The organism is Mesorhizobium sp. B3-1-6, from assembly GCF_006439555.1.
Lineage (GTDB): Bacteria > Pseudomonadota > Alphaproteobacteria > Rhizobiales > Rhizobiaceae > Mesorhizobium.
In genome coordinates this window covers 46,755-69,212 of the sequence record NZ_VFTM01000030.1, presented here as the reverse complement: position 1 = coordinate 69,212, position 22,458 = coordinate 46,755, and the positions used below count along the sequence as shown (strand labels likewise).

22 protein-coding genes and 1 pseudogene are annotated in these 22,458 nt (G+C 64.8%); 13 read left to right on the top strand and 10 right to left on the bottom strand.

Annotation, left to right across the window (positions count from 1 at the left end):
• Positions 1-121: 121 nt before the first annotated feature.
• On the bottom strand, positions 122-856 hold the full coding sequence (locus FJ414_RS24205; protein ID WP_140646903.1) for an SDR family oxidoreductase: 735 nt from the start codon (positions 854-856) through the stop codon (positions 122-124).
• A gap of 265 nt (positions 857-1,121) precedes the next feature.
• Here FJ414_RS24205 and FJ414_RS24200 point away from each other — a divergent pair, with 265 nt between their 5' ends.
• Positions 1,122-2,018, top strand: coding sequence for a LysR family transcriptional regulator (locus FJ414_RS24200; protein ID WP_140646902.1), 897 nt, complete (start codon positions 1,122-1,124; stop codon positions 2,016-2,018).
• 130 nt (positions 2,019-2,148) lie between these two features.
• On the opposite strand, the gene hutH is transcribed toward FJ414_RS24200, so the two are convergent.
• Positions 2,149-3,645: a histidine ammonia-lyase gene (hutH, locus tag FJ414_RS24195; RefSeq protein WP_140646901.1), complete on the bottom strand. Its 1,497-nt coding sequence runs from the start codon at positions 3,643-3,645 to the stop codon at positions 2,149-2,151.
• Between the two features lie 261 nt (positions 3,646-3,906).
• Between hutH and FJ414_RS24190 the strand changes: the two genes are divergently transcribed.
• The gene (locus tag FJ414_RS24190) at positions 3,907-4,176 is read left to right on the top strand and encodes a hypothetical protein (protein ID WP_226891947.1); all 270 of its coding nucleotides are present in this window, start codon (positions 3,907-3,909) and stop codon (positions 4,174-4,176) included.
• A gap of 183 nt (positions 4,177-4,359) precedes the next feature.
• Here the strand turns inward: FJ414_RS24190 and FJ414_RS24185 are convergent, their stop codons facing one another.
• The gene (locus FJ414_RS24185) at positions 4,360-5,262 is read right to left on the bottom strand and encodes an SDR family oxidoreductase (protein ID WP_140646900.1); all 903 of its coding nucleotides are present in this window, start codon (positions 5,260-5,262) and stop codon (positions 4,360-4,362) included.
• A gap of 98 nt (positions 5,263-5,360) precedes the next feature.
• On the opposite strand from FJ414_RS24185, the gene FJ414_RS24180 reads away from it, so the two are divergent.
• Positions 5,361-6,197 (top strand): helix-turn-helix transcriptional regulator, encoded by an 837-nt coding sequence (locus tag FJ414_RS24180; protein WP_140646899.1) that lies wholly within the window; start codon positions 5,361-5,363, stop codon positions 6,195-6,197.
• A gap of 112 nt (positions 6,198-6,309) precedes the next feature.
• On the top strand, positions 6,310-6,645 hold the full coding sequence (locus FJ414_RS24175) for a hypothetical protein (RefSeq protein ID WP_181167161.1): 336 nt from the start codon (positions 6,310-6,312) through the stop codon (positions 6,643-6,645).
• A gap of 138 nt (positions 6,646-6,783) precedes the next feature.
• Here the strand turns inward: FJ414_RS24175 and FJ414_RS24165 are convergent, their stop codons facing one another.
• Complete coding sequence (locus FJ414_RS24165; protein WP_140646898.1) at positions 6,784-7,764, bottom strand: LysR family transcriptional regulator; 981 nt, start codon at positions 7,762-7,764, stop codon at positions 6,784-6,786.
• Positions 7,765-7,849: 85 nt separating this feature from the next.
• Between FJ414_RS24165 and FJ414_RS24160 the strand changes: the two genes are divergently transcribed.
• Both FJ414_RS24160 and FJ414_RS24155 read left to right on the top strand, forming a co-directional pair.
• Positions 7,850-8,677 (top strand): class I SAM-dependent methyltransferase, encoded by an 828-nt coding sequence (locus FJ414_RS24160; RefSeq protein WP_140646897.1) that lies wholly within the window; start codon positions 7,850-7,852, stop codon positions 8,675-8,677.
• Between the two features lie 95 nt (positions 8,678-8,772).
• The gene (locus tag FJ414_RS24155) at positions 8,773-9,276 is read left to right on the top strand and encodes a hypothetical protein (RefSeq protein ID WP_140646896.1); all 504 of its coding nucleotides are present in this window, start codon (positions 8,773-8,775) and stop codon (positions 9,274-9,276) included.
• Here the strand turns inward: FJ414_RS24155 and FJ414_RS24150 are convergent.
• Positions 9,273-9,812, bottom strand: coding sequence for an Lrp/AsnC family transcriptional regulator (locus FJ414_RS24150; protein ID WP_140646895.1), 540 nt, complete (start codon positions 9,810-9,812; stop codon positions 9,273-9,275). The genes FJ414_RS24155 and FJ414_RS24150 overlap by 4 nt on opposite strands.
• Before the next feature lie 48 nt (positions 9,813-9,860).
• Between FJ414_RS24150 and FJ414_RS24145 the strand changes: the two genes are divergently transcribed.
• Entirely contained in the window at positions 9,861-11,045 is a 1,185-nt protein-coding gene (locus FJ414_RS24145; RefSeq protein WP_140646894.1) for an MFS transporter, read from the top strand.
• A gap of 94 nt (positions 11,046-11,139) precedes the next feature.
• A complete protein-coding gene (locus FJ414_RS24140; protein ID WP_140646893.1) occupies positions 11,140-11,565 on the top strand; it encodes a GNAT family N-acetyltransferase in 426 nt (141 codons plus the stop codon).
• On the opposite strand, the gene FJ414_RS24135 is transcribed toward FJ414_RS24140, so the two are convergent.
• The gene (locus tag FJ414_RS24135) at positions 11,566-12,681 is read right to left on the bottom strand and encodes an anhydro-N-acetylmuramic acid kinase (protein WP_140646892.1); all 1,116 of its coding nucleotides are present in this window, start codon (positions 12,679-12,681) and stop codon (positions 11,566-11,568) included.
• A 189-nt stretch (positions 12,682-12,870) separates the two neighbouring features.
• Here FJ414_RS24135 and FJ414_RS24130 point away from each other — a divergent pair, with 189 nt between their 5' ends.
• The 5 genes from FJ414_RS24130 to FJ414_RS24110 all read left to right on the top strand — a co-directional run bounded on the left by FJ414_RS24130 (position 12,871) and on the right by FJ414_RS24110 (position 18,028).
• Positions 12,871-13,560 carry an SDR family NAD(P)-dependent oxidoreductase gene (locus FJ414_RS24130; protein WP_140646891.1) on the top strand — a complete coding sequence of 230 codons (690 nt, stop codon included), beginning with the start codon at positions 12,871-12,873 and terminating at the stop codon, positions 13,558-13,560.
• A 200-nt stretch (positions 13,561-13,760) separates the two neighbouring features.
• A complete protein-coding gene (locus FJ414_RS24125; RefSeq protein WP_181181701.1) occupies positions 13,761-14,597 on the top strand; it encodes a transporter substrate-binding domain-containing protein in 837 nt (278 codons plus the stop codon).
• A 29-nt stretch (positions 14,598-14,626) separates the two neighbouring features.
• A complete protein-coding gene (locus FJ414_RS24120; protein WP_246672493.1) occupies positions 14,627-15,964 on the top strand; it encodes a cation:dicarboxylase symporter family transporter in 1,338 nt (445 codons plus the stop codon).
• Positions 15,961-16,755, top strand: a complete 795-nt coding sequence (locus tag FJ414_RS24115; protein WP_140646889.1) for an amino acid racemase — start codon at positions 15,961-15,963, stop codon at positions 16,753-16,755. Before FJ414_RS24120 ends, FJ414_RS24115 begins: the two co-directional genes overlap by 4 nt.
• A gap of 253 nt (positions 16,756-17,008) precedes the next feature.
• Positions 17,009-18,028 carry an isopenicillin N synthase family oxygenase gene (locus FJ414_RS24110; protein WP_140646888.1) on the top strand — a complete coding sequence of 340 codons (1,020 nt, stop codon included), beginning with the start codon at positions 17,009-17,011 and terminating at the stop codon, positions 18,026-18,028.
• 230 nt (positions 18,029-18,258) lie between these two features.
• Here FJ414_RS24110 and hpaH read toward each other — a convergent pair.
• From hpaH to hpaE, 4 genes and pseudogenes are all read right to left on the bottom strand, one after another.
• A pseudogene (gene hpaH, locus FJ414_RS24105) lies at positions 18,259-19,044 on the bottom strand (2-oxo-hept-4-ene-1,7-dioate hydratase); the annotation flags it as partial.
• Complete coding sequence (locus FJ414_RS24100; RefSeq protein ID WP_140646887.1) at positions 19,041-19,916, bottom strand: fumarylacetoacetate hydrolase family protein; 876 nt, start codon at positions 19,914-19,916, stop codon at positions 19,041-19,043. The gene FJ414_RS24100 and the pseudogene hpaH, both read right to left, overlap by 4 nt.
• Positions 19,917-19,928: 12 nt before the next feature.
• On the bottom strand, positions 19,929-20,909 hold the full coding sequence (hpaD, locus tag FJ414_RS24095) for a 3,4-dihydroxyphenylacetate 2,3-dioxygenase (protein WP_140646886.1): 981 nt from the start codon (positions 20,907-20,909) through the stop codon (positions 19,929-19,931).
• 13 nt (positions 20,910-20,922) lie between these two features.
• The gene (gene hpaE / locus FJ414_RS24090) at positions 20,923-22,440 is read right to left on the bottom strand and encodes a 5-carboxymethyl-2-hydroxymuconate semialdehyde dehydrogenase (RefSeq protein ID WP_140646885.1); all 1,518 of its coding nucleotides are present in this window, start codon (positions 22,438-22,440) and stop codon (positions 20,923-20,925) included.
• Between the last annotated feature and the right edge of the window lie 18 nt (positions 22,441-22,458).

Here is a 22,458-nt window from a genome sequence, read left to right as displayed (position 1 = left end):
GTTATCCGTCCCGCTGTGTGCCGACCTTCGCGCACACGTCCCGTCGTGGACGACCGGGTCGACCGTTCAGCGCGGAAGTCGTTTCGCCATCGGCGCGCCATTCCCGCGATCAGGCGCGATTTCAGATGGCCGAGAAGCCGCCGTCGACAGACAGCTCCACCCCATTCACGAAGCTGGAATCGTCCGAAGCAAGGAACAGCGCGACCGCCGCAATTTCCTCGGGACGCCCCATTTTTCCCCGCGGGATCAGGGATTCGAACATCTGCTTCGCCTCCTCGGTGAGAACCTGGTCCTGCATCGGTGTGGCGATCGGCCCCGGGCTCAGCACGTTCACCCGGATATTCCTGCCCTTCAGTTCGTTGAGCCAAGTGCGTGCGAATGAGCGCAACGCCGCCTTGCTCGCCGCATACACGCCGTAGCCAGGAAAACCTTTCACCGAAGCAACTGACCCGGTCATGAAGATCGATCCGCCATCGTTGAACAGCGGCAACGCTTTCTGAACCGCAAACAGCGTGCCGCGCGCATTCAGGCCGAAGGTCGCGTCGAAATGCTGCTCGGTGATCTCGCCCAGAGGGACGGCTTCGCCCGTGCCGGCGCTCGCGTACAGGACGTCGATCTTGCCCTTTTCCCGCTTGACCGTATCGAACAGACGGTCGAGGTCGTCGAGATTGGCCGCGTCGCCGCACACACCGGTCACGTTCCGGCCGATCAGCCTTGCAGCCTCGTCGAGCGCCTCCTGTTTCCGGCCCGTGATGAAAACATAGGCGCCTTCTTCAACGAACCGCTTGGCGCTGGCCAGAGCCATGCCGCTCGATCCACCTGTGACGACTGCAACCTTACCATCTAACTTTCCCATGACTTCCTTCCAGGCTCCATTTTTGGTCGTTCGGGGAGGCCCCGAGAACCTCAAGATGGGGCGGCCGCAGTCAGGCGTTGAGTGCGGAAGCGCGCACATCGGTGGTGCGAAATCGATCCGGCTGGGCGATTGGCGCCAGCCACGACGATCGGTTGTCCGCCGTTTGGAATTGGGCCGCGCTTGTCCGCTTAGGCTATGACGGCCGCCCGTTCTGCTGTTAGATGCGGGCTTTGGAAGGCGCACCTCGGCGGTGCTGGATTGCACCATGATCGACTGGGATGACGTTCGCTACTTTCTTGCCGTCGCGCGCGCAGGCTCGGTGCGGGCTGCCGCCGAGCGCCTCGGAGTGAACCACTCGACCGTGCTGCGACGCGTCGCTCAGCTCGAGGAACGGCTCGGGGCGCACATGTTCGAGAAGCTGCCTTCGGGTTATCGCCTGACGGCTGCGGGGGAGGAGGTCCTCGAGCTTGCCGACCAGATGGAAGTGTCGTCGCACCAGCTGGAGACGCGCGTCCTCGGCCGCGACCAGAGCGTGCGCGGGTTACTGCGGGTGACACTGGCGCCGCCGCTGGCGACACACCTGCTCATGCCGGACTTCTCCGATTTCGCGCGTCTGTATCCGGACATCGAGATGGAAATCTTGTCGTCCGGCGAGCTGGCAAATCTGACCAACCGCGAGGCCGACGTCGCGATCCGCGTCGTCTACGACCGCAAAACCCTGCCGCTCAATCTTCACGGCCTCAAGGGATCGGATGTATTCGGCGGTATCTACATGTCCCGCGATCGACTGGCCGCGTGGCATGCGGGCGCGCCTGATCCCATCCGATGGATCGTCATAAGCATTCATGGAATCCCGGACTGGGCCCACGGGGGTGAGGTTCGCGCCGCCGAGGTTCCGTTCAGGGTCACGGATGCCGAGGCGCAGGTCATCGCGGTGCGGCAGGGGCTCGGGATGACGACGCTGCCGTGCTTCGTGGGAGATGCCGACCCTCTGCTGGCGAGGGTGCCGGGTACCGACCTGCACATGTACGGAACGCTCTGGCTTCTCACGCAGGGGGAGACACGCAAGACGAAGCGCGTACGGCTCTTCACCGAGTTCGTATCCCGCAGGCTCGCCGCCTACGCGCCGCTTCTCGCGGGACTGTCCTTATCGCCGGACTGAAGCGCGACAGGTAGCCGGCGACGCTTGCCGCAATCCGGCCGGAAGCCGAGCTGCGTCGACGAGGGTGTCTACGAACAGACGAAACGTCCGGGCCGACTGACGCGGCGTTGGTAGTGGCCTGTGGTCCGCTCTACAGCCGAGGCCCCGCCACCATGCGCCCCACCCGCGCCATGTCGGCGCTCATTTCGCGGTCGTCGTCGAGCGGGGCGACCAGCGCCCGCACGGCCTCATAGCTGCGCCGCGGCCCTTCGCCCATGCTGTCCAGCACGCCGCGCAGCTCGACGCCGGTGGCGGCGAAGATCAACTCCATCGCCACCAGATAGCGCAGGCGTTCTATGATAGCGGCGGTCTTGGCTACCACGCGTGGCGCCATCGACGACTGGTCCTCGACGCCATCCGAGATGGCCAAGGGGCTGAGCGACATCGGATTGGCAAGGTGGCGGATCTCGGCTTCGAGCGCCGCGATCGGCTTCTGCAGTTCCGCATATCCCTGGCGGCTGCCGCCTTTGGCCGACAGGAACCGGGGCAGCTCCGCCACCGTCGGCGACATCAGCTTCATCGAGCGGTTGGCGGTGCCGACGGCGCAATGCGCCAGCGCCTGGCCGAGATTTTCCCAGGTCAGCGTGAAAGCGGTCAGGTCGAAATTGCCGTTGGAGACGACCCGCTCAGCCTCCGGCAGGATGACCGGATTGTCGCCCGAATGGCCAAGCTCGATCTCCGTCGCCAGCTTCGCCTGCTCATAGGCGTGCAGCAGGCCGCCCCACACCTGCGGCACGCAACGGAAGCTGAGCGGATCCTGCAGGCGTCGCGCGGCATTCTCCTGCCACAGCCCACTGCCCGAAAGCTCCGTCCGCAGCCGCGCGCCGATCTCGACTTGGCCGAAGGCCGGCCGCGCTGCCAGCGCATCCTCGTCGATGGCCTTGAGGGACGAGCGGAATGCCTCGTAATTCAGCGCCACCGCCGCCAGCGACCAGTCGATCAGGCATGCGATCTCCTCGAGGGCGAGACAGGCCGTTCCGGTTGAAAGGCTGTTGGCGACGATGATGGCGTGGCCGTCCTTCTCGCGCAGGTCGAGCGGTTCGAGCCCGGCGAGCTTGAGCGCCTCGGTCGATGGCATGATCCTGCCCTGATATTCGCTCTCGCCGTCGCCGCGCAGCGCCCTGGCCAGATGACCGAGCGGCGCAAGGTCCGCGGCGCCCACCGATCCCCAGCTCGGAATGACCGGATGAACGCCTGCGTTGAGCGCCGCGACCAGGCCCATAACGACGCCCTCCGACGTGCCCGTGCCGCCCGCGGCCATGCCGCAGATGCGCGCGACCATCAGCGCCCGCACAGCCTCGGTCGGCAGCGATGGCCCGGCGCCCATCGAGTGGCTGAGCGGCACGCTGTGCTGGAAGGCGATCAGGTCGGCCTCGGCGAGCGGCGTGTCGACACAGGCGCCAAGCCCGGTGGTGACGCCATAGAGCGGCTTGCCGAGCTGGGTGAGATGCTCGATGAGGGCGCGGCTGGCGCGGATGCGGCGCATGGCTTCCTCGCCGAGCACGAGCCGGGCATTGCGTCGCGCGATCTCGGCGACGTCTTCCGTACCAAGCGGCTTGGCGTCGAGGACGATCACTCTGGCTGTCATCGGGCTATTCCTTGGCCTTCGGGAACGGTGGCCGAACGAATGCAGGATATCCGGCATCGGAGCCGGCCATTGTCGAAAATCCGTCGTCGCGACTGCCGTTATCTTTCTTCGATTGGCGATACGGCAGGCAAAGATCGGACGCCGATGTCACAACAGGCTGAGCCTCGCTCGCCTTGAAGTCGGCGGCGGGCAAACGGGAACTTTTGCTCTGCTGGCGATTTTGGATATGCTGCAGATCCAAATTGCCAGAAGGTCGCTGCCATGACGAAACATTTTGCAATCGCCGCGCTCACGCTTGCCGCGGCAGCCGCGATGGCCGGCCCGGTTGCCGCCGGCGAACATCGCCACCGCGTCACCGAACAGGAACGTTATGTCCCGGCCAGCGACGATATCATCGAGACGCTGTTTGGCGGGCCGCGCTATTACGATCAGCAGATGACCAACACGGCGGCGGGCGCCTGCGCGTATCACCGCGTCGGACCGGACGCGAATGCGGTGAACGACATCAACGACCACTATTGCGGGAAGTAGGGTTCCCCGACGGTATTCCTCCGGAGCCGGCGACAGCGCCGACGCGGCCGCCCTGATGAACAGCCATCTGGTCGACCTTCTGTCCGGGCTCGACCTCACCGACAAGGTTGAAAAGTCTGACAGCCTAGCGCACCTGCTGCAGACGGCGGTCCAGCCGGGTCGCTGAACCGCCGGAGGACCGGGCTAGGCCGCGGCCGCCTGCGAATAGTCCATCCGTTCGAGATCGGCGATCAGGCCGGGTCCGGACGGCTGCCAGCCGAGATGCGCGCGCGTCCATTCGCTCGAGGCCGGCATATCGAGACCGGCGAAGATGGAAAGCCATCCGAAATGGTCGGCCGCTTCTTCCTGCGAGAGCGAGACCACCGGCACGTCGAGGCCGGCGCCGATCACTTCCGCGATCTCGCGCATGGCGATGCCTTCCTCGGCGACGGCGTTGTAGCGCACGCCGGCTTCCTGCCTGTCCAGCGCCAGACTGTAGAGCTTCGCGACGTCGAGCACATGCGCCGCCGACCACCGGTTGCGGCCCTCGCCAAGATAGGCCGAGACGCCCTTGGCGCGTGTCTGGGCAATCAGCGGGGTGATCAGGCCCTGCTTCACCGTGTCATGCACCTGCGGCAGCCGCACCACCGATACTTTGACACCCTTCTCAGCCATCGCCGCACCGGTAAGCTCGGACAGGATACGCGGATTGCGGTGTTCGGTGTTGAAGATGTCTTCTCTCGCCGGCTGTCCGTGTTCGGCAGAGCCCATGCCCACGCCCGACGTGATGATGAGCAGCCGGTCCGACCCGGCGAGCGCCCCGCCCAGCGCTTCGATCACGCGCTTGTCCTTCTCGCAATTCGCGACGAAATTCGAGAAATTGTGATCGAAGGCGGTGTGGATCACCGCATCCGACTTCGCTGCGCCGTCGCGCAGGCTGTCGAGGTCTTCGATGTCGCCGCGATGGGGCTCGGCGCCTGCGGCGATAAGCGATTGCGCGCCGGCTTCGGAGCGGGTCAGGCCGAGCACCTGATGGCCCGCGGCGAGAAGCTCTGACACGATTCTGGAACCGATGAAGCCGGTAGCGCCGGTGAGGAATACACGCATGGGAGATCTCCGCTTGTTGTTCGGAGGCCTTATTTGCGCTATAGATCATTCTGTTAAAGTAGTGACTTTATCATGGTATAACGGCCAACAGGATCGCAATGCCAGCCGAGACGGCCAACAAGCTGGGCACCTTTCTACGGGACCGCCGCATGCGCCTCGATCCGGCCGCCTTCGGTTTCGCCACCGGGCGGCGGCGCACCCAAGGGCTGCGCCGCGAAGAAGTGGCACAGCGCGCCAATATCAGCCCGACCTGGTACACCTGGTTGGAGCAGGGACGGGGCGGCGCGCCCTCGGCGGACGTGCTCAACCGCATCGCGACCGGGCTGATGCTGACCGAGCCCGAACGCGAGCATCTGTTCATGCTGGGTCTCGGCCGGCCCCCGGAGGTCCGCTACAGAAACGTCGACAGCGTGACACCGCGCCTCCAACGCGTCCTTGACGCTTTGGACCCCAGCCCGGCGATCATCAAGACCGCGACATGGGACGTGGTTGCCTGGAACCGTGCAGCCGCGGCGATGCTAACCGACTATTCCAAGCTGCCGCGCGAGCAGCGCAACATCCTTCGCCTGATGTTCGGCAACTCGCGCGTGCGCGACGCGCAGGACGATTGGGAGAGTGTCGCGCGCTTCGTGGTCGGATCGTTCAGGGCGGATGCCACGAGGGCGGGTGCAGGCGCGGAAATCATCCAACTCGTCGAAGAGCTTTGCCGGATCAGTCCGGAATTCGAGGCGCTGTGGCGCGACAACGACATCGTGCCGGCCCACGGCGAGGGCGTGAAGCGCCTGCGGCATCCCGAGATCGGGCTGATCGAGCTGGAGTTCTCCGTCTTTGCGGTCGATGGCCGCCCGGAACTCGGCATGATCGTCTACAATCCCGCCACGCAGGCGGATGCAGAACGTATTCGATCACTGATCGCGGCTCGTTCCGCAGAATGATGGCCGCCATGTGCGGTGTTCCGCCAAGGTGCGGCGGCGAAGCGGAAAACAGGTCACAAAGGCGACTCGGTTAGGATAATATCCACCGTCCGATTCTTCGTGGAAGATGTCTATGACCTTGAACGAGCTTAGTTGGTCGCCCTCCGAAAAGAAAGTTGCCCGCGCCGCATATGACAAGGCTCTTGAGAGGGCACTGGCCAGCATCATGGCCGAATTCAAAAGACGGGCGAACGCCGCGACCACGCCCTCCGAGATGTGGGAGGTCGAGGACTATCTGAAGGAGCAACGTCGCGATTTGGATCGGACGTTCGACTATCGCTATTCGCAACTGACCGTCGTTTTCGCAACTCTCATCCGGCAAGGATACCTGGACGAGGACTTACTCTCGGGTCTGTCGGAAGAAAAACGCGAGGAGATCCGCAGAATGCTTGCGTGGCACAAAGGATAAGGGTTTAGAAGCGTTACCTTCGCGCCGTCGCACACTGGATCGCTTGCGGTGGTTGGCCGAAGCTCCTCATGAAGGCGCGGCGCATGCGGCCGGCATCGCCGAAGCCGCTCTGTTCGGTCGAGCGGCTTATTGCCTGGCTCAGCCGCCTTCACGGGCCTTCGAAGCGTCGGCTTTGCCACCGCCTGCCCGATCGCTTCGGGGGACGTCAGCGGCGCCCGGCTGCCGGATATGGTCGATGAAGGCGCGCAGCTTGGGCAGCACCTGGTGCCTTTCCGGGTAATAGAGAAATACGCCCGGCGTGGTCACCGCGAAGCGGCTGAGCAACGCCTGCAGGCGCCCGTCGGCGATCGGCGCCTCGGCGATAGGGCCAGGCACTTGCGCCAGCCCGACACCCTGGATCGCCGCGCCGAGCAGCGAGGGGTAGTCATGCGCGATCAACGGTCCCGAGACGATCGCCTCTATCGTCTTGTTTCCGTCGACAAAGGACCATGGCGCGACCGAGCCGTTCGAACGGCGCAGGCGCAGGCAGGCATGGTCGCGCAGGTCCTCGATGCGCTCGGGCGCCGCGCGCCGGCGCAAGTAATCGGGACTGCCGACCACCACCATCGGAAAGGAGGGCGTCAGGCGAACCGCGACCATGTCGGGCGCGATCAGATCGCCCATCCGGATGCCGGCGTCGAATCCTTCGGCGGCGAGATCGGCGAGCTCGCCGCTGGCGACGATCTCCAGCTCGATCTCGGGATAGGCCTGGCAGAAGGAGGCGACCATCGGCTCCAGCAGCATCGGCACCACGGCCGGCGGTACCGAAAGGCGCAGGAGCCCCGCCGGCCGCTGGCCCATCCCGCGCGCGATCTCGCTCGCGGCGATCAGTTCCTCGAAAGCCGGCCGTGCACGCGCGAAAAAGCGCTCGCCGGCTTCGGTGAGACCGACGCTGCGCGTGGTGCGGATAAAGAGCGCGGCGCCGATGCGCGCCTCGAGCGTTCGTATCGCCTGGCTGATCGCCGACGGGGTGACGGCGAGCTCGGCTGCCGCCTTGCGAAAATTGCGGTGCCTTGCGACGCTTAGGAATGCTTCGACGCCGTCGAGCGCGCCGTGCCTGACTGTGAAGTTCTGCTTCATGACCCATCGACATTATCGTGGATAGTGGTTCGCGGAAAGCGGCCGTATTTCTTCCATGACTTTGGAAGCCTGAAGGGAAATGGCAATGACCGATGAACTCGATCGCGTGCGCGATCACTATCGCGCGACCGGCCTGACCGATCGGTTGAAGACCGCGCTGGCGGTGTTTGGACCCGAGCAACAGCGGCTGAAGCCCGAGCAACTGGCCACGCTCGATCAGTTCCACACCCGCGGGCTGGCCGCGACAGCGGAGCTCGCCAATCTTGCCGTCATCACCGCCGACATGTCGGTGCTCGACGTCGGATCTGGCATCGGCGGGCCGGCTCGCTTCCTGGAGGCGACATATGGCTGCGCGGTGACCGGTGTCGATCTCAGCGAACCCTTCGTCGAGGCCGCGCGCTATCTGACAGCGCGAACCGGGCAGGCCGGCCAAGTGTCGTTCGAAGCCGGTAGCGCTTTGTCGCTTCCCTTCGAGGATGGCCGTTTCGACGCCGCGCTTTTGCAGCATGTGGCAATGAACATCGCCGACCGGCCGTTGCTCTACCGCGAGGTCAGGCGCGTTTTGAAGCCGGGCGGAAAATTCGCGACATTCGACGTCGTGCTGAATGGTGGCGATCCGCTCTATCCAGTGCCCTGGGCGAAGACGCCGGGCGAAAGCTTCCTGTTGACGGCCGAGGCGACCTGCGAAGCGATCGAAGCCGCCGGCTTCGGCACGCTCGTCCGCCGTGACGACACGGCTGCCGCCAAGGCCTGGTTCGCCGAGCTCCGTGCCTCCGGCCCGCCGCCTTCGCTCAATCTCGGGGTCGTCATGGGCCAGGGTTTCGCCGAATTCGCCACCAATCTCGGACGCAATCTCATGGAGGGACGTCTGGGCATTCTGACGGCTGTGTTTGAAGCCGTTCCGGTCAATTGAGCAATTCCAGGAAAATCGTTCGGCGGTCAGGCTCGGCGGCTTGGCCGTAGCCTTCCGTCCGGAATTGCGAAAAACCAACACTGAAGGAGGCGAAGATGTCACCAGCGATGATCTTCAACATCCACCTCGCGCTTGGCTACGTGCCGTGGCTGCTTTGCTTCGTCGCCTATATCTGGCCAAGGCTGAGGTCGATGGAGCCGATAGAGGCGCAGCGCGCGATAGCAACGCTGCACAGCTTCCGCTTCTTCGGCCTCGTCTTCCTCATCCCGGGCGTGGTCGGTCCCGACCTTGCTCCTGACTTCGCAAGCTTCGCCGCCTATGGCGACTTCGCCACCGGTCTGCTCGCCATGCTGGCGCTGCTCGCGGTGGCGAGGCCTGCGATCTTCTGGCCGTTGGTCGTCGCCTTCAACGTCGCGGGCGTGGTGGACCTTGTCGGCGACTACTATCTCGGCACCGTGCTCGACCTTCCTGGCCATGCCGGACAGTTGGGCGCGACCTATGCGATCCCGATCCTCTACGTGCCGCTGCTGATGATCACGCATGTCGCGGCGTTCTATCTGCTGGCGCGTTCCAGGCGCCACCAGATCGCGGCGACTTAATAAACCGGTGTCGCCATATGCTTCGGCGCCGGCCATTCGCTCGTGATCTTGGGCTGCACCGGCCGCTCGAGATAGGTCGACAGCACGACATAGCTGCGTGTCGAGGTGACGCCGGGCGTGTCGTAGAGGCGGGCCAGCAAGCCTTCCAGCGCCCGCGTGTCCTCGGTGCGCACCTTGAGCAGCATGCAGGTGTCGCCGGCGACCGTGTGGATTTCCTCGACTTCCGGATATTTGGAGACCGCCATCAGTTCCGGCGTCTTGCCCCAGCCCCTTGTGTCGATATGCACGAAGGCCAGCAGCGGCTTCTTCACCGCCCTCGGATCGATGATCACCGAGGTGGCGCGGATGGCCCCGCTGCGCTTCAATCGCTTGACCCGCTCATGCGCCGCCGGCGGCGACAGGCCGACGCGCTCGCCCAGATCGGCATAGCTGATGGTCGCGTCCTCGACCAGAACGCCTAATATCTTTCGGTCGATCGGGTCGATCTCGCGGACCGGATGCTTGTTCCGCTGAATGTCATCTGTTTCTGCGTCCATATGGAAATTCTCCATTGATGCGGAATTCAATTCGGCCATTATGGAGATATGTCGAACACCAATCAATCTGCAATTATGACCCACGCGCCTCGGGCGCCGATACCGGCCGCCGCCTATCTGCTGACCGGCTGCATCGCCGTCATCGGCTCCAATTCCCTGGTTCTGGGACCGATCGCGCCCGCCGTCGCGGCGTCGTTCGGCGCAAGCGTGCCGGCGGTGATGACGGCTGCCGCCGCCTTCGGCCTCGGCACGTCGGCCAGCGCGCTCTTCCTTGCCCGCTACATCGACCGGATCGGTGCGCGCCGCATGCTGCAGGGCGCATTGCTGCTGCTGGCTCTGGCGCTCGTCGCCAGTGCTTTGGCGCCGACGGTGACGATGCTGGTGGCCGCGCAGCTCGTTGCCGGCATCGCCGCCGGCATCGCCATGCCGGCGATCTATGCCAGCTCGGCCGCGATCGCGCCGCCCGGCCGCGAAAGCGGCACCATTGGGGTGGTGCTGACCGGCTGGACGCTCTCCATGGTCGCCGGTGTCTCGCTGTCGGCCGTGATCGCCGATCTCATCCATTGGCGCGCCGTCTTCGCGGCCGTCGCGCTGCTGGCGGGAGCGGCCGTTGCTGGCCTGGCGTTGAGTTCGCTGCATGACGTCAGGAAAAGCGGTCCGGCGCCGTCGCCGCTGGGCGCGCTCGCCATTCCCGGCATCCTGCCGCTGCTCATTGCCTGCGGCGCCTTTATGACCGCCTTCTACGGCGTCTACGGCTATCTCGGCGACCATCTTCATGAAGCCCTCGGCGAGCCGGTCAGCGCCAACGGCCTGGCCGCCGTCGCCTACGGTCTCGGCTTCGGCGCGGCCGCTTTGCTCGATGGCGTCATCGACCGGCTCGGTGCGCGCCGTGTCATGCCGTTCGCCTATCTGCTGGTCGCCGCCGTCTATGTCGCCATCGCCTTGGCAAGCGCCGGCTTCGGCCTGCTGCTTGCGTCAATAGGCGTATGGGGTCTCGCCAACCATTTCGGGCTGAACGTGCTGGTCATGCGCCTCACCGCGCTCGATCCGGCGCGGCGCGGCACCATCATGGGTCTGAACAGCGCGGTCACCTATCTTGCCGTCACTGTCGGCACCGCAGGCTTCGGCCCGCTCTACACGACCCTCGGCTTCGCCAACTGCGCCTTGATCGCCGCGGGACTGATGCTGGTTGCGGCGGGCGCCGCGGCGTGGCGGCCGGCTGGTCCTCGATAACAGGCCTGCCTCACTCTTCGCTTCCGGCCGGAATCCGTTTCGCACTTTTCCTGGGATTGCTCTAAGGCTGGCTTGCGAACCGGAGTCGCAGCCGATGAAGACGAGCCTCCAGATCACCGCCGAGCCCTTGCCGCAGGACCTCGCTTTCCTGAGCGGGAGCCTCACCGCCTTCAACGATGCCGATGTCGGCGCGTCAGGCAGGAAGGCGCTGGCGGTTATCGTGCGTGACGAACATGGTGTCATCGTCGCCGGCATTTCCGGCTACACCGCCTGGGGCTGGCTCTACGTGCAGTGGCTGTGGGTCGACGAAAGATTGCGCGGCCGGCGCGCAGCCGCCGGCATGCTCGACGCCGCCGAACGGGAAGCCATCGCACGCGGTTGTCACGGTGCCTGGATCGACACCTTCAACCCGGTCGCCGAAAAGGTCTATCGGCGTCAGGGCTACCAGCCGTTCGGCACGCTGCCTGACTTCCCCACCGGCCGCAGCCGCATCTTCCTGCAGAAGAAGCTGCCGTCCTGATCAGCCAGCCAGCTTTCCGCCGCGCATCGGCGCGGGCGCGCCGGTGGTGCTTGGAAAGCTGATCGGCAGGCCGCGCAGCACGCGCACGGCTAGGAAAGCAAAGCATTCCGCCTCCACCGCGTCGCCCTTCCAGCCCAACGTCTCGGCCTGCGCGACCTCGACGCCGGCGCGGCTTTCGAGCATTGCCATCATCGTCGGATTGTGGCGGCCGCCGCCGCTGACCGCCAGCCGCTTCGGCCGGCGCGGCAACAGGTCGAGCGCCTTGCCGACGGCTGACACGGTGAAGGCCGTCAGCAATGCCGCGCCGTCCTCCGCGCCGAGCCCCTCGGCCATCGCTGCGGTGAAGTCGAAGCGGTCGAGCGATTTTGGATAGGGTTTGGTGAGATACGGATGCTGCAGCAGCCGGGCGAGCCGCTCCTCGTCGACCTTGCCGGCAGCCGCCAGCTTGCCGTCGCGGTCCATCTCGCCGAGGCCTTTCGACTTGATGAAATCGTTGACCGGCGCATTGGCCGGGCCGGTGTCGAAGGCGACGATATTGTCCTTGCCGTCCCACCAGGTGATGTTGCCGACACCGCCGAGATTGAGCACGGCGGTGTCGCCGCTGGCGTCCGCCTCTTTAAGCAACGCGGCATGATAGGCCGCGGCTAGAGGCGCGCCTTGTCCGCCAGCCGCGACATCGGCCGAGCGGAAATCATAGGCGACCTTGGTGCCGAGCAGCGAGGCCATCAGCTCGCCATCGCCGAGCTGGCGGGTGCGGCCGATACGTCCCGGCTGCGGAGCGCGATGCAGCACGGTCTGGCCGTGGAAGCCGACGACGCCGATATCGGTCATTCGCATGCCCTGGCTCTCGACCAGATCCCTGACCGCCGCCGATTGCGCGCGCGTCAGCGCCTCCTCGGCTTCGCGAAAGATCGCCGGCTCCGGTCCTTCGAAATTCCAGGCGCGCGCCTGGCGCAGCGTCTCTTCGAGCAAGGTGCGGATCGACTGCGGGTAGGGGGCCAGCGTGTAGGTGCCGGTGTCGGCGATGCGTTCGCCATCGGTCTTGATCAGCGCCACGTCGATATTGCCGTCGAGCACCGTGCCGGTCATCAGGCCGACGGCCCAGATTGGTTCCATGGTCGTTCCTCGAATCGCCCTTCATCCACGTGTCGGATGGATCAGCCCCGCAGGCAAGTCTTTCGCCGCGCCCTTCCAGGTCGCCTTTTGCGCCAAATGGCGAAAATCGAGCAGCCACGTTCTTGCCTCTTGGCGCCAAAGGCGCGAGCCTGCGGGTTCGACATCGAGGTACCTCAAGGAGGAAACGTCATGGCAGCCAATGTTGCGGTGATCGCGGGCGCCGGCTCCGGGCTAAGCGCCTCGCTGGCGCGGCTTCTAGCCAAGGAGGGATTCCTCGTCGTCCTTGCAGCGCGTAACGTCGACAAGTTAGCGGCGCTGGTCAAGGAAACCGGCGCGCAAGCCGTCGAAACCGATGTGTCGGACGCTGCTTCCGTCGAGCACCTGTTCGAGGCGGCCGACAAGGAAGGCCCGCTCGAAATTGCCGTCTTCAACGCCAGCGGCCGCACGCGCGGCCCAATCGCCGAGCTCGATCCCGAGGCGGTCAAGCAAGCCCTGCTCGTCGGCGCCTATGGCGGCTTCCTTGTCGGCCAGCAGGCAGCGCGCCGGCTTCTGGCACGTGGTTCCGGCTCGATCCTGTTCACCGGCGCCAGCGCAAGCCTGAAAGGGTTCTCCGGCTCCGCCGGTTTCGCCATGCCGAAATTCGGCCTGCGCGGGCTGGCGCAATCGATGGCACGCGAGCTCGGCCCGAAGAACATCCATGTCGCGCATTTCATCATCGACGGCCAGATCGAGCCGGCCGGACAGGCGCCCGAGTCCGACCGGCCGGATCGTCGCCTCTCGCCCGATGCGATCGCCGAGACCTATCTCGCCGTCCATCGCCAGCATCGCAGCGCGTGGAGCTTCGAGGTCGAGTTGAGGCCGTGGGTCGAGACGTTCTGACGACCCATTGCGCGAAACGTACAGTAACACACCTCGATGCTGCTCATTATTTTAGAAAGTATGCATATTTCCTGACGCCGTTTTAGCGGTCTGCAATGTAAAAAAGCGCAAAATAAAATATACCTTTACTTAACTTCGGCATGCATACTGCGCGTTGTCAGATCTGTTGTCCGGCTCTCCTGCACGAATTGAGAATGGGCATGCCGCTTACACGTCGCACGCTGTTTGCAGCCGGAGGCGGAGGGCTGCTCATTGCGCAGGCGCAAGCCGCGGCCACGCCGGCCCAGGCGCAAGACGCTCCAAAACCCATCGTCAGCGACAACAAGCTGCGCATCGCCATGCCGGCCTTCGCGTCCGATCCGTTCTTTCCGGCCGACGGCTCGGGTGACAAGGGCATCGACATGGACCTGGCGCGCGGCATAGCCGCGGAGCTCGGCGTCGAACCGGTGTTCGACCGGTCCGCCGTGACCTTCGACGCCATGGTGCAAAAGCTGACTTCCGGTGAGGCGGACCTGGCGATCGGCAAGTTGAGCCGCACCCTTCAGCGCGGTCGCTCGATCCTCTATTCCCGGCCCTACGCCATGCTGCACCAAGGGTTGCTCGCCAACCGCGTGAACCTGGCGCGCATCGCGCAAGGCGAGCCGCCGGAGCAGATCATCCGCGATTTCTCCGGCGATCTCGGCGTCATCGAAGGCTCGTCTTTCGCCACCTATGCGGCCACCACGTTCCCGCACGCGCAGATCCGACGCTTCGCGGGCTGGAATACGGTTGTCGATGCGATCCGCAACGGCGCGATCGACCTGGCCTATCGCGACGATTTCGAGATCAAGAAGCTGATGGTCGACGATCCCTCGATGACGGTCGTCGCGCGCTCGATCACGCTGACCGACAAGGTCGACACGATCGCGGTCGGCATCAGTCCGGACAATCCGCATCTCGCGGCCTTTGTCGATCTCTATCTCGACCTGGCAAGGGGCCAGCAGGTCCTCAACACCGACGAGATCATCGCGCGCTACCGCCAGGGGAGCAAAGCCTGACAATGGCCGTCTCGGATGTAGCCGCACCCATGCCCGTCGATTGGCGCCTGGCGGCGAAGCGCATCCTGCGCTCGCCGGCGACGACGATCATCATGATCCTGGCCGGAATCCTGTGCGGCCTCTATTACCCGGCCTTCGCCCACGCGATCAGCCCCGTCGCGCAGATCTACCTGAATTTCCTCAAGATGGTCGTCCTGCCCTATCTGGTCTCGTCCGTCATCTTCTCCATCACTGCCATGGTCCAGGACCCGAAATCGGTCCGCTACCTCGGCAAGGTGGGCATAGCCGTGCTGGTCGTGTCGTTCCTCGCCGTGCTGGTGAGCGGCACCTATTCGCTGATACTCAAGCCCGGCCAGATCGAGAACCCGCAGTCGCGCATCGAGCTCGGCGAATTCATCAATTCGCAAGGCAGCGTATCCACCGATCTCGCATTTCCGTTCCAGCCGCCGCCGCTCACCGGGGATCTGAATGGCGGGCATTCGATCTTCATGGATCTGGTGCCGAACAACGTCTTCAACGCGCTGGCCTCGGGCCAGACCATCCAGGTCCTGTTGTTCTGCCTGCTTTTCGGTCTGGCGATGGGTAAGATCCCCCAGCCCTCGTCGCTCAGCCTGTCGCAGGCGCTCAACGCGGTGTACCGGGCGTGCACGGTGCTGACCAACTGGTTCGTCTGGGGATTGCCCTTTGCAACCTTCATCCTGATCGCCGACCAGACCGCGTCGACCGGCACCAAGCCGCTGATGCTGATGGGTGGCTATCTGCTGGTGATGGGTCTTTCCTGCCTGACATTTCTCGCCGGCGCGTTTGCAATTATCGCCATACGCTCGCGGCGGAGCTACTGGGCCACGATCAAGACCTGCCAACCGCTTCTGATGGTGGCCATCACCACGCGCTCCTCGGTCGCCTCGCTGCCCTGGGTCATCAACCTGTTGAGCGAGCGGCTGCGCTTCAGCCTGGTGGTCGTCGAGCTGCTCGTGCCGCTGCAGGCGGCATTGCTGCGAACGGGCCCGGCGCTGGTCTACACTTCGGGCGTCCTGTTCATCGCCCAGCTCTACGGCCATCAATTGGCGATGCCGGACCTCTTGCTTGTCGGTATCGTCTCCGCGCTTCTGGCGCTGACCACCGGCGGCATGGGCAGCCTGCTCATCCTGTCACAGATGTCCATCGTCTGCGGCTATCTGAAGCTTCCTTTCGAGGCGGCGTTCGCCCTGTTCGTCGCGGTCGACGCGGCTGTCGATACGTTCATGACGCTGTCCAGCGTCTGCACCGTGGCGGCGAGCACGGCGATGATCGCGCCCAGCCACAGGGAGGCGACACAATCTGAAGAACCCGTCGCGGACGAGCTCGAAGCCGAGCCCGTCCGATGATCGACGACAGCATCCGCCCCCAGCTTGGCATCATCGGCGGTCTCGGGCCGCTGGCATCGGCGGACTTCTACTTCAAGCTGACCCGGATGACCGAAGCGCTCGGCGACAACGAGCATGTGCCTTCCGTCATCCTCAGCGTGCCGCAACTGCCTGACAGGACCGAAGCGATCCTTGGCGGTCATGACGGACCGCTGGCGCCGCTGCAGGCCGCGGTCTCGACGCTCAACGAGCTCGGCGTCGCCTGTATCGCCATGCCCTGCAACACCGCCCATCATTGGTACGATCGATTGGCGGCGAACTCGCGGGCCGAGATCATCCATATCGGCGACGCGGCGGTGGCGGAAATCCGTCGCGGCCTGGATCGCGGCAGGGTCGCGAATCTCGCAACCCGGGGCACGCTGGCCTCCGGCTTCTACCAGGACAGGGTATCGGCGGCGGGTTTCGAGCTTTGCCTTCCGCGAGGCACGGAGTTCCAGGAGCGCGTCGACAGCGCCATCGGCCTCGTCAAGGCCGGCTCGATCGCGCAGGCCGCGACCGAGACCGAGCGGGCGCTTCATCTCGCGCAACTGGCTGGCGCCGATGCAGCACTTCTCGGCTGCACCGAACTGTCGGTGGTGGCGGCCAGCCTCGGCGACACGAACGGATTGATCGTCATCGACAGCAACGTCGCCCTGGCGCGGGCCAGCCTGACGCGATTGGGCTTCGGCATTCAGGAAGCGCGAGGCCTGCCGACGGTGCTGCGGCCAACGGCGCATGACCGGTTGCCTTGGCGCGCCGCGCAACGCGTCTGATGCGCGCTGCCGCCCGGTAGAAATGCCTGATTTGCGTCGGCCGAAGCCCATTTGAACGCGATTTGCCGCAAAACCCGGGAATTGAGCGCCGGCTTGCGCCGTTTGCAATGAGATTGGTCGGCGCGTTTCTTCACCCGCAATGGCGCACATGTCATCTTGCGGCGGGGGCGCTAGAGCAATTCCAAGGAAAGTGTGCAGCGGTTTTCCGTCCGGAATTGCGAAAGACAAGAGTTGCCGTAGGAGGAGCCTGTCCATGCCCAGAATAATTCCGGTGCTCGATCTCGATCGCTTGGAGCAGGGTCCGTCGGAGCTTCGAACTTTTCTGTTTGACTTGCGCACAGCCGCCCGCGACGTCGGCTTCTTCTATCTCAGCGGCCACGGCATCACCCAACCGGAGATCGATGCGGTGCTGGGCGCCGCCCGCCGCTTCTTCGCTCTGCCGGAGGCCGACAAGCTCGGCATCGAAATGGTGAAGTCGCCGCAATTCCGTGGCTATACGCGCGCCGGCGGCGAGCTGACCAGGGGCAAGGCCGACTGGCGCGAGCAGCTCGACATCGGCGTCGAGCGTACGACCATTGCTCAGGGTCCGGGAGTGCCAGCCTGGACGCGGCTGCAGGGTCCAAACCAGTGGCCGGCCGCATTTCCCGATCTGAAGCCCGCGCTGCTCGCCTGGCAGGCAAAGGCGACCGACGTGGCGATCCGGCTGCTCAAGGCTTTCGCGCTGTCGCTCGACCAGCCGGAGGACGCTTTCGATCCGATCTATCGCGGCGAACCGAACCATCGCATGAAGATCGTGCGCTATCCCGGCCGCGACGCCACCGGCGACGACCAGGGTGTCGGCGCGCACAAGGATGGCGGTTTCCTGACCCTCCTGCTGCAGGACGAGAACAAGGGCCTGCAGGTCGAATATGACGGCAGCTGGGTCGATGTCGACCCGATCCCGCAGACGCTCGTCGTCAACATCGGCGAACTGCTCGAACTCGCCTCGAACGGCTATCTCAGGGCTACCGTGCATCGCGTCGTCACGCCGCCGGCCGGCGTCGAGCGCGTTTCGGTTCCGTTCTTCTTCAGCGCCCGGCTCGACGCCACGATCCCGCTTCTCGACCTGCCCGAGGAATTGGCGGCCGAAGCGCGCGGCCCGGCTAGCGACCCTGACAATCCGCTCTTCCGCAACGTCGGGACCAATGTGCTGAAGAGCCGGCTGAGGTCGCATCCCGACGTGGCGCGGCGTCACTATGCCGATCTGTTGGAAAAAGCATCGGCCGCTGGCTGAAGATTTCGCGCAGTCGAGCGAGTTTTTTTCGCAATTTCGATCTTTTTTGGAATTCCGTTCGTGGAAAATGTACCGCTCAGGCCCCAAATAAAGGTCATCGCTCGGTGTTTTCCTCCCATTGCGCCGGGCGATGTTCCCCTCTGAAGGTTATGACCTTCATTACTTGGCCGGGCCGCTTTCGCGCCCGGCCTTTTTCTTTCCTGTGCTGGGAATAAGCCGAAGCTTAAACGGATGGTTCCGTATGGGCCGAAATCCGAGACGATCCGGTCGCCATGCCGGCATTCGACCGGTCGGATGAAGGAGCCCGACAGCACGACCTGACCGGCCTCGATGCGCATGCCGTACTGATGCAGCCGGTTGGCGAGCCAGACGATGCCCTTGGCTGGATGATCGAGCACGCCGGCGCCCAAGCCCGTCTCCTCCACCTCGCCGTTGCGCGACACGATGGCGCCGATCCAGCGCAGATCCGCCTCGCGCGGGCCGGCCTTGCGGCCGCCGACGACGATGCCGGCATTGGCGGCATTGTCCGAGATCGTGTCGAAGAAGGTCCTGATCTTGCCGGTCTCCTTGTTCATCCGCTCGATGCGGGTGTCGAGGATTTCAAGCGCAGGCGTGATGTGATCGGTGGCGTCGAGCACATCGTCGATCGAGATGTCAGGACCGGCCAAAGGCGCCTTCATGACGAAGGCGATCTCGGCCTCGATACGCGGCTGGATGAAACGATCGGCCGGCACCGTGCCGCCGTCCGCGAAGAACATGTCGTCGAACAGGATCCCGGAATCGGGAATGTCGATGCTGAGCGCCGACTGCATCGCCTTCGAGGTCAGGCCGATCTTCCAGCCCTTTATCGTCAGTCCCGATGCGGCCTTCCGCTTCACCAGCGCCGCCTGCACGCGATAGGCGTCGTCCATCGTCGCTTGAGGAAAATCGAGGCTGAGCAGCCTGATCTGCCGGCGGTCGCGCTCGGCTTCGAACAGCCTGCGGGCGGCGTCCTCGACTTGGCTTTCCGTCATCATCGGCCGGTTCCCTCGTCGGCGACGCCGTTGCGAAGCTTCCCGATGCCGTCGGCCTCGACCTCGACCACATCGCCCGGCTTCAGCCAGACCGGCGGGTCGAAGCGGGCGCCGGCGCCGGTCGGCGTTCCGGTGACGATGACGTCGCCCGGCACCAGCGTGGTGAAGGTCGAGATGTAATTGATGATCTTGGCGAACGAAAAGGTCATGCGCCCAGTGCGGTCCTGCTGGCGCAGCTCGCCGTTGACGCGGGTGGTCAGCGAAATGTCGGCGATCTGCGCTTCGTCGATGAACGGCACCAGCCAGGGACCGATCGAGCCGGTCCGGTCGAAATTCTTGCCTTGGGTGACGTTGAACTTGGCGTGACGCACCCAGTCGCGGATCGTGCCTTCGTTGCACAGCGAGAGCGCCGCGATATGGCCGAGCGCATTGACCTCCGGTATGCGGCGGCCGCCCTTGCCGATGACAACGACCACTTCGCCCTCATAGTCGAGCTGCGGTGATTCCGGTGGCCGCACTAACGGCGCGCCATGGCCGACGAAGGAACGCGGGAAGCGGATGAACAGCGACGGGTTCGAAGGCGCCGCCTGCCCGTCCTTGTACTCCTCGTTGCGGTCCGGATAGTTGACGCCGACGCAGATGATCTTTTCAGGTGAGGGGATCGGGATTTCGTAGGCGATGTCCTTGACGCTGAAATCGGCTGCTAGACCCTCGGCCTCTTCGGCGAGTTTGCCGAGCGCGCCGGCCTCGATCACTTCGCGCAGCGTCGGCCATTCGGGATGACGCGCCGAGAGGTCGACGACACCCTTGTCGGTGATGGCGCCGTAGCGCGTCTTGCCGTCGGCGGTGAAGGTGGCGAGGCGTCCCGCGCTCATGCTGATGCTCCGTTAGGGTGCCACGATCGGCGAGGCCGCCAGATCGGACTTGCGCGGCTCGACACCCGCGAAAACGCTGCCTTCCTCGAACCAGCTTCGCGGCGCCGGCGCGCCCCACAGCGTCTGGCGCTGCGGGTCCTTGAGGTCCCATCTGATCGGCTCGAGATCGGGATCGACCGTCTGGTAGTCCGAGCAATAGATCTCGATGCGATGGTTGTCCGGGTCGCGGATGTAGAGGAAGAAGGCGTTGGAGATGCCGTGCCGTCCAGGCCCGCGCTCGATATTGCCGACATAGCCGGTGGTCGCCATCAGGTCGAGCAGGTCGATGATGTTGAGCGGCGTCGGCACCCAGAAGGCGACATGGTGCAAGCGCGGGCCGAGGCCGTTGGTGAAGGCGATGTCGTGCACGCCGCCCTTGCGGTGCGTCCAGGCGGCCCACAGTTTTCCGGTCTCGGCGTCCTCGGTGTATTCGGTCACGCGGAAGCCGAGCTCGTTGTAGAAGGCAACCGATTCATCGACATTCGGCGAGAAGCAGTTGAAGTGGTCGATGCGCAGCGGCTTCACGCCCTTGTAAAGCGCGTATTTCTGGTGGATCGGCGGCAGCCGCTCCATCTTCGAATAGAATTCGAGCGGGATGCCGTGCGGGTCACGGGTGCGGAAGGTGCGCGACTGGTACGGCCGCTCGACCCACTCCACCGGCAAGCCCTTGGCTTTGAAGAAATGCTCGGCCTTGTCGAGGTCCTCGTCGGAGAAGACCTTGAAGCCGAGCTCGCGCGCTTCCGGCGCCGTCGCCTTGCGCAGCACGATGCAGTGATGGCCGCGCTCTTCCATGGCGCGCAGATAGATGGCACCGCTGGTCTCGTCCGTCACCTGCAGGCCGAGCGTGTCGACATAGAAGGCGCGGGATTTCGCCAGGTCGGTGACGGCGAGCTCGACATGGCTGAGCCGCACGATGTTGAAGGCAGGGTAAAGGTTGGGTTGGGGCAGGGCCATCATGTGTCTCCGGTCAGCCGCCGAGCTTCTGGATCGAATGCGGCGCCGTGGCGAACGCAATGTTCTTGGTTTCCATGTAGAAGTCGAACGACCAGTCGCCGCCGTCGCGGCCGATGCCAGAACTCTTGACGCCGCCGAACGGCGTCGGCAGATGCCGCACATTCTCCGAATTCACCCAGATCATGCCGGCGTCGAGCGCGTCGGTGAATCGCAGCGCGCGGGTGACGTCGGAGGTCCATAGATAACCGGTCAGGCCGTATTGCGTGTCGTTGGCGAGAGCCAGCGCATCGGCCTCGTCCTTGAACGGGATTGCCGTCAGCACCGGCCCGAAGATTTCCTCCTGGGCGATGCGCATCTTGTTGGTGGCGCCGACGAACAATGTCGGGCTGACATAGCAGCCGCCGCCCGGACCGGCGAACTTGCCGCCGCCGGCGGCGACCACCGCGCCCTCCGATTTGCCGATCTCGATATAGGAGAGCACTTTTTCCTCGTGCACCGGATGGATCAGCGGGCCTACCACCGTCTCGGGATCCAGCGGATGACCGATTTTGATGCGCTTTGCCTTCTCCGCCACCAGTTCGGTGAATTTGTCGTGCACCGAAGCCTCGACCAAGAGGCGCGAGGACGAGGTGCAGCGTTCGCCGTTCAGCGAATAGATCATGAAGACGGCGGCGTCAGCCGCGCGTTCCAGGTCGGCGTCGGCGAAGACGATGACCGGGTTCTTGCCGCCGAGCTCGAAATGCACGCGCTTCAGCGTCTCGGCGCCCTGCTTCATGATCATCGAGCCGGTGCGGCTTTCGCCCACGAAGCCGATCGCCTTGATGTCGGGGTGCTCGGTCAGCGCCCGGCCTGCATCCTCGCCAAAGCCGTTGACGAGGTTCCACACGCCCTTGGGCAGGCCGGCTTCCTCGGCGATCTCGACCAGCAGCCGTGCGGTAAGCGGCGACAGCTCCGCCGGCTTGTGCACGATGGTGCAGCCGGCGGCCAGCGCCGGCGCGATCTTCCAGGTCGACAGCATGAAGGGCGTGTTCCACGGCGTGATCACGCCGACCGGGCCGATCGGCACGCGCGTCGTCAGATTGAGCTGATTAGGCGCTCTCAACGAGCGGCCGTCACGCGCTTCCGGCGCGCGGTCGGCATAGAAGCGGAAGTTCTCGGCGCCGCGCAACGCCGCCTTGGCCATGAATTTCAGCGACTGCCCGGTGTCCATGCATTCGACGAAGGCGATCTCTTCGGCGCGCGCGACGATGGCGTCCGCTATTCTATGCAGCAGCTTCTTGCGTGCGTCGCCGGGGATCGCCGCCCAGTCCTTGAAAGCAGCCTTGGCCGCTCTTGCCGCGCGGTCGATGTCGGCGGCCTTGCCGCGTGCCACAATGGCAATCGGCTTGAGGTCGACGGGCGAAAGCGTCTCGAAGGTCGAGCCGTCCGCGGCAGGCGCCGCTTCGCCGCCGATCTGGTTGAGCACGCCGTCCTTCCGGAAGCGTTCCAGATAGGCCTCGGCCTTTCTCAGATTGTCGTCCAGTGCCGCCATGATTTCTTTCCCGTTCTA

What these genes read in the sequence shown, in the direction of transcription:
- FJ414_RS24205 (WP_140646903.1), bottom strand. Translation starts at nt 856, where the DNA reads ATGGGAAAGTTAGATGGTAAGGTTGCAGTCGTCACAGGTGGATCGAGC.
- FJ414_RS24200 (WP_140646902.1), top strand. Translation starts at nt 1,122, where the DNA reads ATGATCGACTGGGATGACGTTCGCTACTTTCTTGCCGTCGCGCGCGCA.
- hutH (WP_140646901.1), bottom strand. Translation starts at nt 3,645, where the DNA reads ATGACAGCCAGAGTGATCGTCCTCGACGCCAAGCCGCTTGGTACGGAA.
- FJ414_RS24190 (WP_226891947.1), top strand. Translation starts at nt 3,907, where the DNA reads ATGACGAAACATTTTGCAATCGCCGCGCTCACGCTTGCCGCGGCAGCC.
- FJ414_RS24185 (WP_140646900.1), bottom strand. Translation starts at nt 5,262, where the DNA reads ATGCGTGTATTCCTCACCGGCGCTACCGGCTTCATCGGTTCCAGAATC.
- FJ414_RS24180 (WP_140646899.1), top strand. Translation starts at nt 5,361, where the DNA reads ATGCCAGCCGAGACGGCCAACAAGCTGGGCACCTTTCTACGGGACCGC.
- FJ414_RS24175 (WP_181167161.1), top strand. Translation starts at nt 6,310, where the DNA reads ATGACCTTGAACGAGCTTAGTTGGTCGCCCTCCGAAAAGAAAGTTGCC.
- FJ414_RS24165 (WP_140646898.1), bottom strand. Translation starts at nt 7,764, where the DNA reads ATGAAGCAGAACTTCACAGTCAGGCACGGCGCGCTCGACGGCGTCGAA.
- FJ414_RS24160 (WP_140646897.1), top strand. Translation starts at nt 7,850, where the DNA reads ATGACCGATGAACTCGATCGCGTGCGCGATCACTATCGCGCGACCGGC.
- FJ414_RS24155 (WP_140646896.1), top strand. Translation starts at nt 8,773, where the DNA reads ATGTCACCAGCGATGATCTTCAACATCCACCTCGCGCTTGGCTACGTG.
- FJ414_RS24150 (WP_140646895.1), bottom strand. Translation starts at nt 9,812, where the DNA reads ATGGACGCAGAAACAGATGACATTCAGCGGAACAAGCATCCGGTCCGC.
- FJ414_RS24145 (WP_140646894.1), top strand. Translation starts at nt 9,861, where the DNA reads ATGTCGAACACCAATCAATCTGCAATTATGACCCACGCGCCTCGGGCG.
- FJ414_RS24140 (WP_140646893.1), top strand. Translation starts at nt 11,140, where the DNA reads ATGAAGACGAGCCTCCAGATCACCGCCGAGCCCTTGCCGCAGGACCTC.
- FJ414_RS24135 (WP_140646892.1), bottom strand. Translation starts at nt 12,681, where the DNA reads ATGGAACCAATCTGGGCCGTCGGCCTGATGACCGGCACGGTGCTCGAC.
- FJ414_RS24130 (WP_140646891.1), top strand. Translation starts at nt 12,871, where the DNA reads ATGGCAGCCAATGTTGCGGTGATCGCGGGCGCCGGCTCCGGGCTAAGC.
- FJ414_RS24125 (WP_181181701.1), top strand. Translation starts at nt 13,761, where the DNA reads ATGCCGCTTACACGTCGCACGCTGTTTGCAGCCGGAGGCGGAGGGCTG.
- FJ414_RS24120 (WP_246672493.1), top strand. Translation starts at nt 14,627, where the DNA reads ATGCCCGTCGATTGGCGCCTGGCGGCGAAGCGCATCCTGCGCTCGCCG.
- FJ414_RS24115 (WP_140646889.1), top strand. Translation starts at nt 15,961, where the DNA reads ATGATCGACGACAGCATCCGCCCCCAGCTTGGCATCATCGGCGGTCTC.
- FJ414_RS24110 (WP_140646888.1), top strand. Translation starts at nt 17,009, where the DNA reads ATGCCCAGAATAATTCCGGTGCTCGATCTCGATCGCTTGGAGCAGGGT.
- FJ414_RS24100 (WP_140646887.1), bottom strand. Translation starts at nt 19,916, where the DNA reads ATGAGCGCGGGACGCCTCGCCACCTTCACCGCCGACGGCAAGACGCGC.
- hpaD (WP_140646886.1), bottom strand. Translation starts at nt 20,909, where the DNA reads ATGGCCCTGCCCCAACCCAACCTTTACCCTGCCTTCAACATCGTGCGG.
- hpaE (WP_140646885.1), bottom strand. Translation starts at nt 22,440, where the DNA reads ATGGCGGCACTGGACGACAATCTGAGAAAGGCCGAGGCCTATCTGGAA.